The sequence below is a fragment of the Yoonia sp. R2-816 genome, from assembly GCF_046762905.1.
Lineage (GTDB): Bacteria > Pseudomonadota > Alphaproteobacteria > Rhodobacterales > Rhodobacteraceae > Yoonia.
In genome coordinates this window covers 157,293-175,458 of record NZ_JBKQXN010000207.1, presented here as the reverse complement: position 1 = coordinate 175,458, position 18,166 = coordinate 157,293, and the positions used below count along the sequence as shown (strand labels likewise).

17 protein-coding genes are annotated in these 18,166 nt (G+C 59.3%); 8 read left to right on the top strand and 9 right to left on the bottom strand.

What is annotated here, in order from left to right:
- Positions 1-10: 10 nt before the first annotated feature.
- Positions 11-718, bottom strand: a complete 708-nt coding sequence (locus tag ACFWW2_RS13180) for a corrinoid protein (protein ID WP_393928539.1) — start codon at positions 716-718, stop codon at positions 11-13.
- 134 nt (positions 719-852) lie between these two features.
- On the opposite strand from ACFWW2_RS13180, the gene ACFWW2_RS13175 reads away from it, so the two are divergent.
- Positions 853-1,935, top strand: a complete 1,083-nt coding sequence (locus ACFWW2_RS13175) for a PA0069 family radical SAM protein (protein ID WP_393928538.1) — start codon at positions 853-855, stop codon at positions 1,933-1,935.
- 280 nt (positions 1,936-2,215) lie between these two features.
- Here ACFWW2_RS13175 and bmt read toward each other — a convergent pair whose 3' ends face one another.
- The 3 genes from bmt to ACFWW2_RS13160 all read right to left on the bottom strand — a co-directional run bounded on the left by bmt (position 2,216) and on the right by ACFWW2_RS13160 (position 5,548).
- Positions 2,216-3,232, bottom strand: coding sequence for a betaine--homocysteine S-methyltransferase (gene bmt / locus ACFWW2_RS13170; RefSeq protein ID WP_393928537.1), 1,017 nt, complete (start codon positions 3,230-3,232; stop codon positions 2,216-2,218).
- Positions 3,233-3,294: 62 nt separating this feature from the next.
- On the bottom strand, positions 3,295-5,100 hold the full coding sequence (locus ACFWW2_RS13165; RefSeq protein WP_393928536.1) for a phosphatidylglycerol lysyltransferase domain-containing protein: 1,806 nt from the start codon (positions 5,098-5,100) through the stop codon (positions 3,295-3,297).
- A gap of 133 nt (positions 5,101-5,233) precedes the next feature.
- On the bottom strand, positions 5,234-5,548 hold the full coding sequence (locus ACFWW2_RS13160) for a DUF1476 domain-containing protein (RefSeq protein ID WP_393928535.1): 315 nt from the start codon (positions 5,546-5,548) through the stop codon (positions 5,234-5,236).
- Between the two features lie 132 nt (positions 5,549-5,680).
- Between ACFWW2_RS13160 and purC the strand changes: the two genes are divergently transcribed.
- The 5 genes from purC to ACFWW2_RS13135 are packed head-to-tail and all read left to right on the top strand — an operon-like array spanning position 5,681 to position 10,502.
- On the top strand, positions 5,681-6,445 hold the full coding sequence (gene purC / locus ACFWW2_RS13155) for a phosphoribosylaminoimidazolesuccinocarboxamide synthase (RefSeq protein ID WP_393928534.1): 765 nt from the start codon (positions 5,681-5,683) through the stop codon (positions 6,443-6,445).
- A 13-nt stretch (positions 6,446-6,458) separates the two neighbouring features.
- Entirely contained in the window at positions 6,459-6,689 is a 231-nt protein-coding gene (purS, locus tag ACFWW2_RS13150) for a phosphoribosylformylglycinamidine synthase subunit PurS (RefSeq protein ID WP_393928533.1), read from the top strand.
- A complete protein-coding gene (gene purQ / locus ACFWW2_RS13145) occupies positions 6,689-7,357 on the top strand; it encodes a phosphoribosylformylglycinamidine synthase subunit PurQ (RefSeq protein ID WP_393928532.1) in 669 nt (222 codons plus the stop codon). The genes purS and purQ overlap by 1 nt, the downstream gene beginning before the upstream one ends.
- Positions 7,358-7,401: 44 nt before the next feature.
- Positions 7,402-9,159, top strand: coding sequence for an ATP-binding protein (locus tag ACFWW2_RS13140; RefSeq protein ID WP_393928531.1), 1,758 nt, complete (start codon positions 7,402-7,404; stop codon positions 9,157-9,159).
- An 11-nt stretch (positions 9,160-9,170) separates the two neighbouring features.
- Positions 9,171-10,502 carry a sigma-54-dependent transcriptional regulator gene (locus tag ACFWW2_RS13135; RefSeq protein WP_393928530.1) on the top strand — a complete coding sequence of 444 codons (1,332 nt, stop codon included), beginning with the start codon at positions 9,171-9,173 and terminating at the stop codon, positions 10,500-10,502.
- Positions 10,503-10,930: 428 nt separating this feature from the next.
- Here ACFWW2_RS13135 and ACFWW2_RS13130 read toward each other — a convergent pair whose 3' ends face one another.
- Positions 10,931-11,080 carry a hypothetical protein gene (locus ACFWW2_RS13130; protein ID WP_393928529.1) on the bottom strand — a complete coding sequence of 50 codons (150 nt, stop codon included), beginning with the start codon at positions 11,078-11,080 and terminating at the stop codon, positions 10,931-10,933.
- The gene (locus tag ACFWW2_RS13125) at positions 11,081-11,422 is read right to left on the bottom strand and encodes a DUF3140 domain-containing protein (protein ID WP_393928528.1); all 342 of its coding nucleotides are present in this window, start codon (positions 11,420-11,422) and stop codon (positions 11,081-11,083) included.
- Positions 11,423-11,926: 504 nt separating this feature from the next.
- Here ACFWW2_RS13125 and ACFWW2_RS13120 point away from each other — a divergent pair.
- Positions 11,927-14,569, top strand: a complete 2,643-nt coding sequence (locus tag ACFWW2_RS13120; protein WP_393928527.1) for a ribonuclease E/G — start codon at positions 11,927-11,929, stop codon at positions 14,567-14,569.
- Positions 14,566-15,516, top strand: coding sequence for a D-erythronate dehydrogenase (gene denD / locus ACFWW2_RS13115; RefSeq protein ID WP_393928526.1), 951 nt, complete (start codon positions 14,566-14,568; stop codon positions 15,514-15,516). The genes ACFWW2_RS13120 and denD overlap by 4 nt, the downstream gene beginning before the upstream one ends.
- Here denD and ACFWW2_RS13110 read toward each other — a convergent pair.
- The 3 genes from ACFWW2_RS13110 to ACFWW2_RS13100 are packed head-to-tail and all read right to left on the bottom strand — an operon-like array spanning position 15,513 to position 18,060.
- Positions 15,513-16,142 (bottom strand): TetR/AcrR family transcriptional regulator, encoded by a 630-nt coding sequence (locus ACFWW2_RS13110; RefSeq protein ID WP_393928525.1) that lies wholly within the window; start codon positions 16,140-16,142, stop codon positions 15,513-15,515. The two genes, denD and ACFWW2_RS13110, sit on opposite strands and share 4 nt — an antisense overlap.
- A 4-nt stretch (positions 16,143-16,146) precedes the next feature.
- On the bottom strand, positions 16,147-17,772 hold the full coding sequence (locus tag ACFWW2_RS13105) for a GMC family oxidoreductase (RefSeq protein ID WP_393928524.1): 1,626 nt from the start codon (positions 17,770-17,772) through the stop codon (positions 16,147-16,149).
- A 60-nt stretch (positions 17,773-17,832) separates the two neighbouring features.
- Positions 17,833-18,060: a sulfurtransferase TusA family protein gene (locus ACFWW2_RS13100; protein WP_393928750.1), complete on the bottom strand. Its 228-nt coding sequence runs from the start codon at positions 18,058-18,060 to the stop codon at positions 17,833-17,835.
- Positions 18,061-18,166 lie beyond the last annotated feature (106 nt).

Here is an 18,166-nt window from a genome sequence, read left to right as displayed (position 1 = left end):
TTGAAAGGGCTTAGGTCGCGGCAGCACCCTGATTATGTTTGCGCGCCATGAATGTCTTGGCCGTTTCCACGGCGACAGCCGCATCACGACAATAGGCATCCGCGCCAATCGCCTTGCCAAACTCTTCGTTCAGCGGCGCGCCACCGACCAGAACGACATAGTCGTCGCGCAACCCCTTTTCGATCATCGTATCGATGACAACCTTCATGTAGGGCATGGTGGTTGTCAGCAGGGCGGACATGCCCAGAATGTCAGGCTGCTCGGTTTCCAACGCCTCCAGATAAGCCTCGACCGCGTTGTTGATCCCCAGATCAACGACCTCGAAACCGGCGCCTTCCATCATCATCGACACCAGGTTCTTGCCGATATCATGGATGTCGCCCTTGACGGTGCCGATCACCATTTTACCCACGCGCGGGGCACCTGTTTCGGCCAGAAGCGGCTTCAGGATGGCCATGCCGCCCTTCATCGCATTGGCGGCCAGCAAGACCTCTGGCACAAACAGGATCCCATCACGGAAGTCGTGGCCCACGATGGTCATGCCGCCAACCAGCGCCTCGGTCAGAATGCGATAAGGTTCCCACCCGCGTTCCAGTAGGATGTTCACGCCTTCCTCGATTTCTTCCTTCATGCCGTCATAAAGGTCGTCGAACATTTGCGCGACGAGGTCCTCGTCATTCAACTCGGACAGGATGATGTCGTCTTCTTCGTCAGACATGCGGAACCTCTTGAAAAGCGTTACTTTGTTAGTAGTGCGCGCGATCAGCTTTGACTACCTGCTGAATAACGACATACATCAGATCGTGACCGACCTGCCATTGTGCGCGTTCATGAAATGTTCTAATAAAGATCATGACTGATCATACCGCGCCAAAGTCACATCGCACCCCCGGCCGCGCGGCCACATCCAACCCAGATGTGCGGTTTGATCGCTACACCTCGCAAATGGTGGATGATGGCTGGGCACGGGACGAGGAACTGCCCGTTCTGCGCACCGAAGTCAGCGAAGAGATGGCGCGCAAGATCATCACCCGCAACACCTCGCCCGATCTCAGCTTTGATCGGTCCATCAACCCCTATCGCGGTTGCGAACATGGCTGCATCTATTGCTTTGCCCGGCCCAGTCACGCCTTTCTTGGCCTGTCGCCTGGTCTTGATTTTGAAACCAAACTGATCGCGCGACCCAATGCGGCCGATCGTTTGCGGGTTGAACTTGCGAACCCGCGTTACGTGCCCAAAACAATTGCCATCGGCACCAATACCGACCCTTATCAACCGATTGAGAAAGAGCGTAAGATCATGCGCGAGGTGCTGGAGGTCCTGCGTGATTTCAACCATCCGGTGGGGATCGTGACCAAAGGCACATTGATCGAACGCGACGCTGATATCCTAGGCGAGATGGCGACGAAGGATCTTGTTCGTGTCGGGATTTCGGTCACTACCCTGGACAATGCAACCTCTCGCGCGATGGAGCCGCGCGTGCCGCTCCCGGCGGCGCGTCTGCGCACAATCCGGCGGCTGACCGCCGCTGGCATCCCGGTCCGCGCGATGGTGTCGCCGGTAGTGCCCGCCCTGACCGATCACGAGTTGGAGGCGATCCTGCATGCCTGCGCCAATGCAGGTGCGGTCGCGGCCTCATCCATCGTGCTGCGCCTGCCGCGCGAGGTTGCAACGCTTTTCCGTGATTGGCTGGCCGAACATTTCCCGGACCGTGCCGCCCGCGTGATGGGCCGTGTGCGGGAGTTACATGGCGGTCGGGATTACGACCCGGAGTTCGGCAAACGGATGACCGGGCAGGGGGAGTGGGCGGCCATGATCCAACAACGCTTTAAACTGGCAACGCGGAAACTGGGGCTGGATCGATCTTTGCCACCGCTGCGCACGGACCTTTTTGCGCGCCCACCGCAACGGGGTGATCAGCTTTCCTTTTTTTGAGCCTGCGCTTGTGGTGATTGCCGGAGCCTCCGGCGGAGGTATTTAAAAACAAAAGAAGACAACCCCCGCAAAGACGTTGACGTCTCGCGGGGGCTTCTTCCGTTACGGTCATCGGCTCCTCAGCCTGTGCCGCATCCCGACAATCCGGTTTCATCGTGAATAAGCTGTAAACATGATCTTCTTTGTTCCAAAATACCTCGGGGGGGCGCCGTATGCGGCGGGGGCAGCGCCCCCTCCGTCGATGACGCAGGATAGGTCATGTCTGTTGTCGCGCCCGACATCAACCGCGGCGGCGGCGCCCCCGGCGCGGGCTCGCGACAGGTCCGGCACCATCGGTCCCGTCCGATGCGGATGAGAATCCGCCCAGCGCTTCGGTGATTGCATCCAAGGTCGGCGCTTCGCCTTTGGGCCGCGTCTCCAACGCCTCTCGCATCGCGCGCAGATGATCTGGTGTTGTCCCGCAGCAGCCGCCGATGATCGTCGCACCACAGTCGCGGGCCAGCACCGCATAATCGCCCATCAGCGCTGGCGTCCCGTCATAGTGAATGTGTCCATCGTGGTATTTGGGAATGCCCGCATTTCCCTTTGCGATCACCGGAACACTGGGGCCGGCGGTCGCAAAGCCCAGCACAGTGCGCAACAAATCTGAGGCGCCAACCCCGCAATTTGCCCCGAAACCAAGGGGTTGATTGTCGATCTTGCCAACCATCTTGACCATCTCGGCAGAGGTCAGCCCCATCATCGTCCGGCCAGCCGTGTCGAAACTCATTGTGCCGCACCATGGCATGTCAGCCAGTTTGAACGCTTCTGCGGCAGCCTTGAACTCCTCAGCCGCGCTGATGGTTTCCACCCACAAGACATCTGCGCCACCGGCCTTCAGACCCTCGGCCTGCTCATGAAACATCTCAACAGCGGTTTCATGCGTCAGCGTGCCCATGGGCGCCATGATCTCGCCCGTTGGCCCGACGGAACCCGCGACAACAACAGTGCGACCAGAGGCGTCAGCGACCTCGCGACCGATCTCGGCTGCGGCTTTGTTCAACTCCTGAACGCGCCCCTCGGCGCCATGAAGTTTGAGCCGTGACGCATTGGCACCAAAACTGTTGGTCAGGAAAATGTCACTACCCGCATCAACAGCGCCCTTGTAAAGCGTTGTAATCTTTGCGGTTTCATAGATGTTCCAAAACTCCGGCGCATCACCGGACATCAGCCCCATATTGAAGAGATTGGTGCCAGTGGCCCCGTCGGCCATCAGCCAATCGCGGGTTTCGAGCAGTTTGGAAAGTGCATTCGTCATGGGCCCGCGACCTCCTTGGCAGCCGATACAGCTCGCTTGTCACGCATCTTTGTGTTTTTCAATCAGTATCGGACCAGCGCGACTTGATATTTCTGCATGATGATCTTGATGCGCCGCGCAAGTTTCCAGGGCAGATTGGTCCATGGTCGATGAATGCCGATTCCGATCACGATGCCTGTCATCCAAAAGCTGAAACGGGACGGGGCGGCGTGATAACGCGGTACCCAGATCGGTCCGAACGACCGCTTGAACTGGATCAGGCCGGCCTTGCGATTTGCCCAGCGATCCGGCGTGTAACGGGGATCGGGCGTGCAGGCCAGCGACAGTATCGGAATTTCGCTTTGTCTCGCGGCTTCGATTGCGAAGATGATGGCTGTCTGGATTGCGCCGTCTGGTATCACGTCAACATGGCGGATCAGGTCAAGCACCCACCCGGCAGGTGATGCATGAAAACTTACAAAACCGATGAGTTGCCCGTTGATCGTGATCAGAAAAACCTCTTGTTGTTTCAGCAAATCAGGGCAGAACCGCCCCATCGACAGGCCAAGCTCTCCGCCATGCGACAGCGCCCATTGCCGTGCAACATGGTGCATCTGTTGGATTGGTTGCATCGCGCCCGGGCGCGTGACCTCGACACCCGCGGCGGCGGCATGGCGGAGTTTGCGCCGCAAGGTCTGTCGCCGGTTTCCGGCGGTGGACCATGTCGCGGGGCGGATCAACGCCTCCATCGCGGTGCGGCGTACATGCCAACCTGCATTTCTGGCAGCCATGGCCAGCCTTGGGTCGCAATTGTAGAGCGCCGGAAACCTGGTGCGGATTGCGGCGTGCCGGCGCAGCGCCGTCAGATTGGGCGCTTTGGCGGTTGCCCGGTGGGCAGGCCCCACCGCAGTCATCACGAAAGGCAAGTCACTCAGATACCAGGCTTGATCCGCGATGGTCCGGACCTCACCGGACTGCCGGGCCAGCGCCCAATGGGCAGGTGTGTTGCGCGATGCGCCTGCTTGCCGCGCCGGACGGGCCAAGGACACAAGCGCGAGGCTGGCAGGCAGCAGATAATAGACCAGCCGAAACGCAATGATGGCGGCGACGAGCGGTTCAGGCGTGTCCATTGGCAACAGTGTCAAAAGGGCCAGGTCAAACGCGCCCGCACCGCCCGGGGTGTTTGAGACAAGGCCCGCCCCGAGTGCCAGAACATAGGCGGCCAGAATATGTGAAAAACTGACGTCAATGGCGTCCGGCAACATCACGGAAAGGGCCGCAGCGGCGCAACACAGATCCACTGCCGTCCAGACCATCAACTGCCCGATGTCGGCGGCGGTCAGATTATGGGTCAGTCTGCGCCGCACTATCGTGATCAGAACAGCCGCCGCCAACAGCAGTAGGCCCAGATGCAGTGCCGAAAACGCTGGGTATAGGCCCGACCACCAGAATGCGCATAATGCAAACAGGGCCCAGCACAGGGTAAAGGCCAGCGTGACGGCGATGGAGAGGCGGGTCGCTTGCCAGAGCGAAAACATGGGCAGACAGCGCCAGCGCACCAGACTGCCCGTGACTGCACCAAACCCCAGCAGTTGTGCCACAGCGATGGCTTGCATACCGGCGCGTCTGGCAATGGCAGGCGACACGCCTGTACCCATCAGACGATGCCAGACCGCATCGTAGCGTCCAATCGCTTGAAAACTCAGGCAGGTCGCAAGGACGGCCAGCAGCCACTGATCCCAACCGACAGCACCAACCGCCGCGCGGATCGCGCCCATATCCATGATCGACAGGCGCTGCCATAGCAGTGGAACACAGATCAGCAAAACCGCAACCGGCAAGCCATTGCGCAGAAACTGGCGGGGGCGGGTGGCGGGAAGGTTGATCATGGCGGCTCCGGCGGGTGTCACACCGGGCTAGGGGCCAGAGGTGAAGGCCGGGTTAAGTCAGACCTTGCCCCACATGCAAACGACGCCTTGGCCGGGCCAAAACGTCGTCAAGATAGTGAAAATTTGATGTTAATCAGTATTCGCTAAGCAACTGAGCCTTCGCCTCGGCCATCAGTTCAGCCATCTTGGTGCGAATAGTTGTTTCATCGGCCAGATCGCCCAAATCGCCAGAGACTTTGCGGTAGACGTCTTCGTGGCCCGGCTCTTCAAAATCGGATTTGATGACGTCCTGTGCGTAGACCTGCGCCTCATCACCGGATTTTCCCATCAGGTCTGCGGCCCAGAGGCCCAGAAGCTTGTTGCGTCGGGCCTCTGCCTTGAATTGCATTTCGGCATCGTGGGCGAATTTTGCCTCAAAGGCGTGTTCGCGGTCGTCAAAGGTGCTCATGTGGGCCTCATCATTTGAAACAACTGTTACCCTTGATATGCCTCCGCAGGTGCTTGCCCGCAAGGGGGGCTTGCACTATGACGCGCACAACGCGCAGCCCATGCCGGGCCAGCGCAGTGTTAAGGGGTGAGCATGGCGCGCCGCAAAAAGATCTACGAAGGCAAGGCGAAGATCCTGTATGAAGGCCCTGAACCGGGCACACTGGTGCAGTATTTCAAGGATGATGCCACTGCGTTCAACGCTGAAAAGAAGGCCGTGATCGAAGGCAAGGGCGTGTTGAACAACCGCCTGTCCGAGTTTTTCATGACCGGCCTGACCCAGATCGGCATTCCGACCCATTTCATCAAGCGCCTGAACATGCGCGAGCAACTGATCCGCCAGGTCGAGATCATTCCGCTCGAGGTGATCGTGCGCAACTTTGCCGCCGGAACCATGGCAAAGCGGATGGGGATGGAAGAAGGGACGGCCTTGCCACGTCCGATTGTCGAGTTTTCCTATAAGGATGACAGCCTTGGCGACCCGCTGGTCCCCGAGGAATACATCATCGCATTCGGCTGGGCGACACAGCAGGACATGGACGATATCGTCAGCCTTGCCTTGCGGGTCAACGACTGGATGTCTGGTGTGATGTATGGCGTGGGCATCAAACTGGTTGATTTCAAGATCGAAATCGGGCGGGTCTGGGACAATGAGTTTCCGCGCCTGCTGCTGGCTGATGAGATCAGCCCTGACAGTTGCCGCCTGTGGGATATCGAAACCGGTCAGAAGCTGGACAAGGACGTGTTTCGCCGCGATCTGGGCAACCTGACCGATGCCTATACCGAAGTGGCAAAGCGTTTGGGTGTGATGCCGTCGAACGTCACACACCGCCCAGCGAAGCCGACATTGATCAACTAGAAAGGTCCGCACAATGAAAGCGCGTGTGCATGTAATGCTCAAGAATGGTGTTCTGGACCCGCAGGGCGAGGCGGTGCGCCACGCCCTTGGTTCGCTTGGGTTTGACGGCGTTGAAGGTGTGCGTCAGGGCAAGGTGATCGAGCTTGATTTGGCCGATGGCACGCCAGAGGCGACCATCAACGAGATGTGTGAAAAGCTGCTGGCCAACACAGTGATCGAAAGCTACCGGGTGGAGATGCTTTGATGCGGGCCGCGGTCATTGTCTTTCCCGGATCGAACTGCGACCGCGACATGGCGGTCGCGCTTAAGGCTGCGGGTGCCGATGTCAGCATGGTCTGGCACAAGGATGCCGCTTTGCCGGATGGCGTTGATCTGGTGGCGATCCCCGGTGGTTTTTCATTTGGTGACTATCTGCGCTGCGGGGCGATTGCGGCCAAGTCGCCGATTTGCAAGGCGGTTGTGGCCCATGTGGAGCGTGGCGGCTTTGCCCTGGGTGTTTGCAACGGGTTTCAGGTGCTGACCGAAACCGGGCTTTTGCCCGGTGCATTGATGCGCAATGCGAACCTTAAATTTGTCTGCAAAGCGATTGATTTAAAAGTGGAAACCTCGGACAGTGCCTTTACCGAAGGATATAATGCAGGTGATACCGTGGGCTTTCCCATCGCGCATCACGATGGTAATTACACCGCTGATGCTGATACGCTGGCGCAGCTTGAGGCCGAGGCGCGTATTCCGTTCCGTTACCTTGAAAACCCTAACGGGTCTGTCGCAGATATTGCTGGCATATTGTCGGAAAACCGGCGCGTGCTGGGGATGATGCCGCATCCTGAACGGGCAGTTGATGTGGGCCATGGCGGCACTGATGGGCAGGCACTTTTCCGCGGGCTGGTCGGGCAATTGACCGCAGCCTGATCTGCGTTCTTGCTGCAGGTCCGCCATGGGCCTAGACTGCACCCATGAAGGGGTTTGGTAAAATGAAGCCGCGCAAGGGGCAGGGCAGATGGTATCTGCGATTGTCCATTCTTGTGATCTGCCTGTTTGCGGTCATTGTCATTTATGTCAGCAACCAGTTTCTGACCCAGCGCTTTACCGAAACAATCCGCAATCGGGCCGAAATCCGGTTGGCCGGTCATGTCAGCGATTTGAGCTACGAATTACGGAACACTTCGCGGGACCCGTCATTTCTGGCGCGGGACACTGAATTGATTACGGCGTTGAAAGATAGGAACTATTCGCTATCGACCGCCCGCCTTGTGGCAAATATCGATGAATTCGGTGGTGCCTCTGCGATGCTGTTTGATCGCGATGGGCGGACCGTTGCGGCGACAGACCGGAACCGCATTGGCGAGTCTCATCGCGCCGCCCCCTACTTTGTCAACGCACAACGGGCAAACGAAACTATCTACACCACCTATCGGGATGAGGATGGTGCGTTCAGCTTCATCTATTCGCGTAGGGTTGAGGTGGATGGCGAATTTCTTGGCGTCATATCGGTCGAGGTGGACGTGCCGACCCTTGAACGAGGTTGGACCGGATTTTCCGAAGCTGTCATCGTGATGGACAGCGAAGGCACGATCATCATGTCGACCGAACCACGCTGGCGCGGCCTGAACGAGGAAGAGGCGCTGTCACGTCAGTCAGCCCCGTCCGCGATTGAGCGGGCCATCAGGTTGACCCAGGGCTGGGCCGCACTGCCTGCCGATGCATACCTGCGCGGCGAGGCCGTTTTGCGCCGCGAGGCGCGCGTATCGCATCAAGGCTGGCGGATGGTCAGCTTTACCACCTATGCGTCGGTCCGTGAAAAGGTGAACGGCATTCTGGCGCTCGAGGTTATGGGATTCGCGCTGCTTCTGGCGGTCGTGTTTTATTTCATGTCCCGCAAGACCGCGTCTCGACTGGTCTTCTTTCAGCGCGAGTCAGCAGAGTTGCGCGCATTGAACCGCAGGCTGCAGCGGGAAATCGCCGAACGTGAGAAGGTCGAAAAGACGCTTCAGGTGGCCGAACAGACCATCGCGCAATCGTCGAAACTGGCCGCCCTGGGCGAGATGTCAGCGGCGGTCAGTCACGAATTGAACCAGCCATTGGCGGCCATGAAAACCTATCTGGCGGGCGCGCGGCTATTGCTGCAACGCAAACGGCCAGATGAGGCGCTGTCATCCTTTCAGCGGATCGACGATCTGCTGGAGCGGATGGGCGCGATCACCCGGCAGCTGAAATCCTATGCCCGCAAGGGCAAGGATGCGTTCGAACCCGTTGATTGCAGGGCTGCTGTGTCCACAGCGCTGGCGATGATGGAGCCGCAGCTCAAGACGCGTGACGTCAATATCATCCGCACATTGCCCAACGAGCCGGTGATGATTTATGGTGATCGCCTGCGCCTTGAACAGGTGATCATCAATCTGCTGCGTAATGCGTTTGATGCGACCAAAAGCGCAAGTAATCCAACCATTGAAATCCTGTTGGCCGCTGGAGACACCGTCAGCCTGCAAATCCGTGATAATGGCGACGGTATTGAAAACCTTAATGAGTTGTTCGAGCCGTTCTATACCACTAAACAGCCTGGTGACGGGGTTGGTCTGGGGCTTGCTATCTCGTCTGGCATCGTGAACGATTTGAGCGGCCGTCTGACGGCCCGCAACGCGGTAGATGGTGGCGCCATCTTTGAGGTGCAGTTGCCCGCACTGAAACAACACGAAGTCGCTGCGGCAGAGTAAGGAAAGAAAATATGTCCAAGGCTATGAAAATCGCGATTGTCGATGATGAAAAGGATATGCGGCAGTCGATCAGCCAGTGGTTGGCCCTGTCCGGGTTCGACACCGAAACCTTTGCCTCGGCTGAGGATGCGCTGAAAGGGTTAGGAAGTGATTACCCCGGCGTTGTGGTCAGCGACATCAAGATGCCCGGCATGGATGGGATGCAGTTTCTCAAGAAGCTGAAGGGCGTTGATAGCTCGCTCCCGGTGATCATGATCACAGGTCATGGTGATGTGCCGATGGCGGTGGAGGCAATGCGCGTCGGTGCCTTTGATTTCCTCGAAAAGCCGTTCAACCCGGACCGGATGACCGAACTGGCCAAGAAGGCCACGCAGGCCCGTCGGCTGACGCTGGACAACCGCGCGCTGCGCAAGGAATTGTCGGATGGATCGGCCCTGATCAAGAAACTGATCGGCCAGTCTGCCCCGATGGAGCGCCTGAAAGAGGACATTCTGGATCTTGGCCAGGCCGATGGTCATGTGCTGGTCGAGGGTGAAACCGGGACGGGTAAAACCCTTGTCGCCCACGCCCTGCATGCGGTTGGTGCGCGTGCCAGCAAGAAGTTTGTTCTGCTGAGTTGTTCGGCCTATGACGAGGAAACGCTGGGTCGCCGCATCTTTGGACCAGCCAAGGATGATGAGCCTGTGCCGGCGATGGAAGAGGCCCGCGGTGGGACGCTGGTTCTTGAGGATATTGAGGCACTTAGCCACGCATTGCAGGCCCGTTTGCTGACCGCGATCAATGATCAGGGCACCCCGGCTGAAACCCGGATCGTCGCCATTTGTAACCTGCAGGAGCAAGACAAGACCTGTGAAAGCGTGCTGCGCCCGGATCTGTTTTATCGGTTGGCCGCGCTGCGGATCACGGTGCCGCCGCTGCGTCAGCGGGGCGAGGATATTCTGGCGTTGTTTACGCGTTTGAGCGAGCAATTTGCCGATGAATATGGCTGCGATGCGCCCGAAGTCAGCGCGCAAGAGGCCGCCCAGTTGCTGCAGGCCCCATGGCCGGGCAATGTGCGTCAGTTGATCAATGTGGCTGAACGCGCCGTGTTGCAGAACCGGCGCGGCACAGGGTCGATTGCGTCACTTCTGATGGCGGATACCGAAGAGACCAAACCGGCGATGACGACCGAGGGTAAGCCCTTGAAAGAATTCGTGGAAGCGTTCGAGCGGATGCTGATCGACAACACGATGCGCCGGCACAAGGGATCGATCGTGTCGGTGATGGAAGAGCTGTGCCTGCCACGCCGGACGTTGAACGAGAAGATGGCGAAATACGGATTGCAGCGGTCGGACTATTTGTAAACGCACCGTGGCGTTGCGTGACCCCCATCGGGCGGTGATTTTCGCGTCACCGCCGCGAATCGTACGTTAACGCTGTATATTCTGGCGTTTTCCACTGTCGGCATCACGTCGGATTTGCGTCGGCAAAACGTCGGACCTTTTGGCGGGCATCGCCGCCTTTAACGCAGCGCGCGGTGCCTTTCGTAAATTTCTAACGTCCGCCGGTATCTATTGTGTGTCCTGCGGTAACTCTGCCGCCGTGTCGATCCGCGTTAGTCGTTTGCGAGCGCTTTGACCAAATCGTCTTTGCTCATATCTGATCGGCCTTCAACCTCGCGATCCTGCACCATGTCGTAAAGCTCGCTTTTTGTCTTGTTTTCCAGCGAAGCGACGGACCGCTTTCCCCGCCCGTTCTCGTTGGTGTCTTCCTGATCTGAACCATCATCCGCTTAGCCGCCGCCGCGTTTTTTATATTCTTGCACGGCGAGTTGGGCCTTGCACGCGGACCACTGGCCCGGCTCACCGCCCTTGTCGCTTTCCATCAGTTCTTCTTTGACCTTCTCCCAAAGATCGGGATCAGTTTTCGTTGCAGATGACATTCATTCCTCTTTCGGCGGATCGTGACCCCAGTTCATCAGCGAATAGCGCCAGTCTGAATGTTCGATATCATCATCAGGTCCGCCCTGTGACAGATGGCGTTTGATGTAGCCGACGACGGTTGCCATGTGGTCCCACTGATCATCACTCAGGTCATCCTTGTTGGTGCGCTTGATGTTGACGATTTGGCGGCCCGACTTATGGCCGGTGCTTTCGCTATCCTCGCTGTCGCCCACGGATTTTGACTCTGACGTTTCCAGCCAGTCTTCGAGTTCCTGAGGGGCCATGTTGACGAGGTCGCGCCATTCGTCCCATATTTGATCATGTGATTTCGATGAGGACATCCCAAGCTCCGGTCTTTCTAAGTTCATTGTGGCAACGTGTTGAGGGGTGGTTGGTTCCGTCAGTCAGTGTTGTGCGCGGGGTCGTGGGAACGGGTCGACCCAATTATCGCGGTCGCGAAATTGCCATTGTAATACCGGGCCTTCCTCCCTTATGTATGAGTTACGGATGTCTGGGCGGGGTACGCGCGGTGCCATCCGGGAGAATTCTCTGTTTTGAGTGATGCGGGCGGATTGTCCGACACCTTGGAGCAGCTGATTTGGTCTTCAATGGCCAGAAGAACGCCCTTGGCTGCGTCCACTCAAACGCAGACCGGGCCTTGAACGGGCCCCCGATTTCGTGGGGTCGGAGAAGAAACGCGATGCAACGCGCAGGATATGACAGGCAAGACAGGGCGGCCCCAAGGGGCCCATGTTTTGCCCGCGCGCAGGTCGCCATAATCAAACAAGCAGTACGGACAACAGCGCCCCCAGGGGCGCCACCGGGGCTGTTTGTGAACGGAAAATATGCCAAAGAAAATGCTAATAGATGCCACACACGCGGAAGAAACCCGCGTTGTTGTGGTCGACGGAAACAAAGTCGAAGAATTTGATTTTGAAAGCCAGTTCAAGCGTCAGCTTGCCGGCAACATATACCTTGCAAAGGTAACCCGAGTTGAACCATCACTGCAGGCCGCCTTTGTGGACTATGGCGGCAATCGCCATGGTTTCCTGGCGTTCTCGGAAATTCATCCCGACTACTATCAGATCCCGGTTGCTGACCGTGAGGCGCTGATCGCCGAGGAAAAAGCCTATGCCGAAAGCCTGAAGGCCGAAGCGGAGGCCGAGGACGAAGAAAAGGCCAAGCCCAAGCGCCGCCGCAGCCGCGCCAAGCCCAAAGCCGCAGCGGTTGAGGGTGAGGATGCGGTTACCACCGCTGAGGTGGAGACACCGGAAGAGGAAACATCCGGCGATATCGCCGGGATGGAAACCATTGATCTGGTGGACGAGGAAGAGGGCAGTTCGCCCATGGAGCTGGTGGGCGAGACACCGGTTGAGACGCCTGCCGCTGGTGAAGATGATGATGACGATGGTGATGACGAAAAGCCCTACGTCGCCATGGATGATGCGTCTGACAAGGACGAGACGATTGAGAGTGTCGCGGAAGAGGATGACAGCGAAGACGTTCGTCCGGTCCGCAAGCCGCGCCCCAAGCGTTACAAGATCCAGGAAGTCATCAAGGTCCGCCAGATCCTGCTGATCCAGGTCGTGAAGGAAGAACGCGGCAACAAGGGTGCTGCCCTGACGACTTATCTATCGCTGGCAGGCCGTTACTGCGTCTTGATGCCCAATACAGCGCGTGGTGGTGGTATCTCTCGCAAGATTACCAATGCGGCCGACCGCAAGAAACTGAAGGAAATTGCAGGGTCCATGACCGTGCCTGATGGTGCCGGTTTGATCATTCGGACCGCCGGTGCCCAGCGGACCAAGGCCGAGATCAAGCGCGACTATGAATATCTGCAGCGGATGTGGGAACAGATCCGCGAGTTGACCCTGAAATCCATCGCACCGGCGAAGATCTACGAAGAGGGTGACCTGATCAAGCGGTCGATCCGCGATCTTTACAGCAAAGAGATCGACGAGGTGATCGTTGCGGGCGAGCAGGGGTATCGGACGGCCAAGGACTTCATGAAAATGATCATGCCGTCCCATGCCAAGAACGTGAAATACTATGCCGAACAACTGCCGCTTTTTGCCCGCTATCAGGTTGAGGGCTATCTGGGCGGCATGTTTAATCCGACGGTGCAGTTGCCATCGGGCGGTTATATCGTGATCGGGATTACCGAGGCGCTTGTCGCGATCGACGTGAACTCTGGCCGGGCGACCAAGGAAGGGTCGATCGAGCAGACCGCGCTGAAGACTAACCTTGAGGCTGCCGACGAGGTGGCCCGCCAGTTGCGTCTGCGCGACCTGGCCGGTCTGATCGTGATCGATTTCATCGATATGGATGAGCGGCGGAATAACACGGCCGTTGAAAAGCGGTTCAAAGATAAGTTGAAGACGGATCGCGCCCGTATTCAGGTCGGCCGGATTTCCGGTTTTGGCCTGATGGAAATGTCCCGTCAGCGGTTGCGCCCTGGCATGCTGGAAGCCACGACGCAGATGTGTTCGCATTGCCACGGCACCGGCCTGTTGCGCTCTGACGACAATGTGGCGCTGTCGATTATTCGTGCGCTGGAAGAGGAAGGCGTGCGTGGCCGCAGCAAGGAAGTGCTGATCAGGGCCCCGATTTCGATTGCGAATTTCCTGATGAACGGCAAGCGCGAGCATATCGCCGATATCGAGGCCCGTTATGGCATGTCGGTGCGGATTGAATGTGATCCGACGCTGGTGTCGCCCGATTATGCCATTGAGAAGTTTAAGACAGCGACCCGTGTCGTGCCGGAGGCGGCCCCTGTCGTGGCCTCTGCCGCGTTGATGGATGACGATGACGATGATGTTGTCGCCGAGGTTGTCGAGGCAGATGCAGAAGAACGGTCTGATGGTGGTGAGGACAAGCCCAAGCGCAAGCGCCGTCGTCGTAGCCGCCGCAGACGGGGTGGCGGCAACAATGCCGAGAACCAGCAGGCGGAGGCGACTGAGGCGACTGCCGAAGAGCAGCCTGCCGTGGCAGAAGCGGCACCGGTTGAGGCTGTTGTGACCGAGGATGCGCCGGAGCCGGAAGAAAAGCCCAAGCGCACGCGGTCCCGCCGGAAGAAGGTAGAACAGCCTGCAGAGGCGGCGGAAGAGGCTGTTGCCGAACCTGCTGCGGCTGAGGCCGCTGAGGAGACGCCTGCGCCGAAGAAACGGACCCGGACTCGCAAGAAGGCGGAGCCAAAGGTTGAGGAAGCTGCGGTGGAAGAGGTGCCTGTCGAGGAGGCTGCTGCTGCACCAGAGGCCGAGGAAAAGCCCAAGCCCAAGCGGCGTAGTCGGGCCAAGCCGAAGCCGGAAGCAGAGGTTGCGGTCGAAGCACCTGCCGAAGCGCCGAAGGCGGAACCGGCGCCTGAACCAGAGCCAGAGCCAGAGCCTGTGAAGGAACCTGTCGCGGCGGAGGCTGCACCGGAACCCGCGCAGGACGACGCCCCGGCCAAGCCCAAACGCAAGGGCTGGTGGTCGCTCGGCAGGGGATGACCGGCGCTGTCGTCATCACCGGAGGCTGCGGCTTTCTGGGGACGGCGCTGGCTAGACGGATTGCCAAACAAGGTGTGACGCTGCCCGATGGGCGGCGTCTTTCCGTTTCCGGGGTGCATTTGTGGGACATTCCGGGTGCGCAGGTGCCTGACCTGCCGGATGTGCATTTCACGGCGATTGATATTGCGGATAGTGATGCTGTGGGTGCCGCGATGCCCGCCGACACGGTTCTGATCTATCATCTGGCCGCTGTGGTCAGCGGGCAGGCCGAAGCGGATTATGATCTGGCAATGCGGGTCAATCTGGGCGGGACCAATGCGGTTCTGGCGGCGGCCCGTGCCGTTGATCACGAGGTTTGCGTGATCGGCACGTCGTCATTGGCGGTCTATGGGAGTGGCGCGGTCGAACCGCTGACCGAAGCAACCCCGATCCAGCCGCGCAATACCTACGGTGTGACCAAGGCGATGGCCGAACTGGTCATGGCCGATTATCGCAGGCGGGGCTGGGCGGATGCCCGAACCTTGCGTTTGCCGACCGTCACGGTCCGGCCGGGCAAGCCGAACGCGGCGGCATCATCCTTTGCATCGTCAATCATTCGCGAGCCTTTGGCGGGGCAGCGGGCGATTTGCCCGGTTGATCCGGCATTGGCAATGTGGGTTGCATCGCCAGATGCGGCTGTGCGTGCCTTGCATCATGCGCCCAGTGTGGCGGGGGCGGATTGGCCCGCATTTGGTGCAGTGAATGTGCCGGGTCTTCGGGTGACGGTAGCGCAGATGCTGGAGGCTTTGGGCGAACGCCGCGCGCTGGTGGATATGCAACCCGATCCGCAGATTGCAGCCATTGTCGGGTCCTGGCCGACGTTGTTTGATACGCGCCTTGCCGTTTCGCTGGGGTTTGATGGCGATGCCGGGTTTGCCGATATCATGGCGCAGGCGGCTGTGGCTTAGTTGCCTTTCAGCCCGTCCTGCACGCGCCGGAAACTGCCCGGATCAAGATAGGGTTTCAGCAGCGACAGATGTTGCGCCAGACCTGCAGCGGGTGGGGTGGCAAGCCCGGGTTGTGCTTCTTGTCTGAATTCGAGTGTGAAGCGCGAGATGATCATCACGTTTGTGATCAGGTCATCAACGGCCTCAGCAGGGATCGTCAAAAGATTGGCGGCGATCAGCGCATCATACAGCGTTCGTAGCCGCACGCTCACGGCGCTATATATCCGGGACAGGTTCGCGGCCAGTTCGGGGCTGTGTGCGCCATATTCCGACCGGTCGCGGAACATGAACAGATAGCTGTCGAACAGGGCCTGCCAGCGATGCATATAGGCGATGTAATCCGCAATGGGATCGGGGCTGGCGGGGATGTCCTTGGACACCTGTGTCCAGTCAGCCAGAAACGCCTGCTGTACCGCCGCCAGCAGATCGGCCTTGGTGGGATAGTGATACCACAGATTGCCCTCTGACATGCCCAGACGTGCCGCGAGAGCGGCGGTGGTGACTTCAGCGAATGAGCTTTGGTTGAAGGCGGTGATGGCCCCCTGGACGATGCGGTGTTTGGTCTTGCTGAGGGTCTGTACTGTCATGGTGTCAGCCATGCAGCACAAGGTCGGACAACTTTTCACCGATCATGATCGCCGGTGCATTTGTGTTGCCGCTGATGATGCGCGGCATGATGGAGGCGTCGGCCACTCGCAACCCATCAACGCCGCGCACCTGTAATTGCGGATCGACAACCGATTGTGCATCGGCCCCCATGCGGCAGGTGCCGACGGGGTGATAGACCGTGTCGGCGTGATCGCGGATGACCTGTTCCAGTTCGGTATCGGAGGCATTGTCGGGCATGGTGTAGGACTTCGTGATGTGGTCACGCATCGGCGCTGTTGTCATGATGTCATGGGTTTTGCGCACGGCGCGTTTGAGCTGGGTCAGATCGCGCTCATCCTCCAGAAACCTGGGGTCGATCAGCGGTGCGTCCGTGGCGAGGGGCGATGTCAGCCGCACTTCGCCCCGGCTATGAGGCCGCAGCACGCAGGCATGGCAGGACACGCCATAGCCCCAGCGCAGGCGGCGGGCGTGATCCTCGACCCGGGCCACAACGAAATGCAGTTGCGTGTCGGGCCAGTCGCGGCCGCTATCGCCGACCGAGAAGAACGCCCCGGCTTCGGCGAAATTGGTGCTGACCGGGCCGGTGCCGTCGCGCCGCCATTGGCGGATGCCGCGCAAAAGTCGGGCGGTCCCGGCCAGCCCGATGCCGATCACATCGGTCCGGTTCACCCCATAGGACAGGGTGACATCGATATGGTCCTGCAGGTTTTGCCCGACATCGGGGCTGTGGATGGCGACGGGGATGTCCATGGCGCGCAGGTGGTCGCCTTCGCCGATGCCCGACAGCATCAGCAGTTGCGGGGATTGGAACGCCCCGGCGCTGAGTATGACTTCCCGCCGACAGTTGATGACCGATTTGCCAGCGCGGTTTTGAATGGCAAGGCCAGTGGCGCGCCCGTCTTCCATAATGATCCGGAGCGCGGTTGTTTTGGTCCTGATGTCCAGATTGGGGCGCGACCGGGCGGGGTTGAGATAGGCTGCGGCCGCAGAACAACGCTCGCCGCGCCGGTGGTCGTGGAATTGGGTGACGTGATAGGGGCCGATGCCGTATTGGTCCGGCCCGCTGAAATCATCGTTGCGGGGCAGTTGGGTGGCTTCGCCCGCCTTGATGAAATCGGCGGTGATCGCGTGAGGGCTGGCGAGGTTGGTGACATGAAGGGGGCCATCGCCGCCATGCATGTCATCTGCCCCGCCGGTGAAGTTTTCAGCCCTGCGGAACAGCGGCAGCAGGTCGTCATACCCCCAGCCGTCGCAGCCCATATCGGCCCAACCGTCGTAATCGCGCCGGTTGCCCCGGATATAGATCATCGCGTTCATGATGGATGAGCCGCCCAGACCCTTGCCGCGTGGCTGATACCCGCGTCGCCCGTTCAGGCCGGGTTGTGGGACGGTCTGAAATGCCCAGTTGTTGATCTTGATCCCCAGATGCGCGGGCATCATCGCAACGGCCCCCATCGGCGCCCGGACCAGCATATGGTCGGTGTTGCCCCCGGCCTCGATCAGGCAGACGCTGCGCTGTCCGTCCGCAGAGAGCCTGTTGGCGATGACGCTGCCGGCTGATCCGCCGCCGACGACAATATAGTCAAACGTGTCTGGTGTTGGGGGCATGCGGCACCTTTGTATAGGGTGCAAACCCTAGGCAGGGGCTCGGATGCTGTCAATCTGGTCTCAGCCCTTGCGGATCAGATAGATCTGCGCCTTATCGGTGTCGGCCATATCGAGCAGGTCGTGCCCGGCTTCCGTGCAGAAATGTGGGACATCTACAATCGCCGCTGGATCATCGGCCAGCATGCGTAGCACCTGCCCAGACTGCAGCGCCTGCAGGCGTTTGCGCGCCTTCAGAACGGGCAGGGGGCAAAGCAGTCCGGTTGCATCAAGTTCGGCATCATAGGTCATGGCCAGCGGATCAGGCGGCGTCTGCATTTATCTCTCGCTATCGGTTTCAGTCAAAATTGCTCAGTTCCAGGAAAGAGAGCGCAGGACTAACGGGTTAATTCAAGCT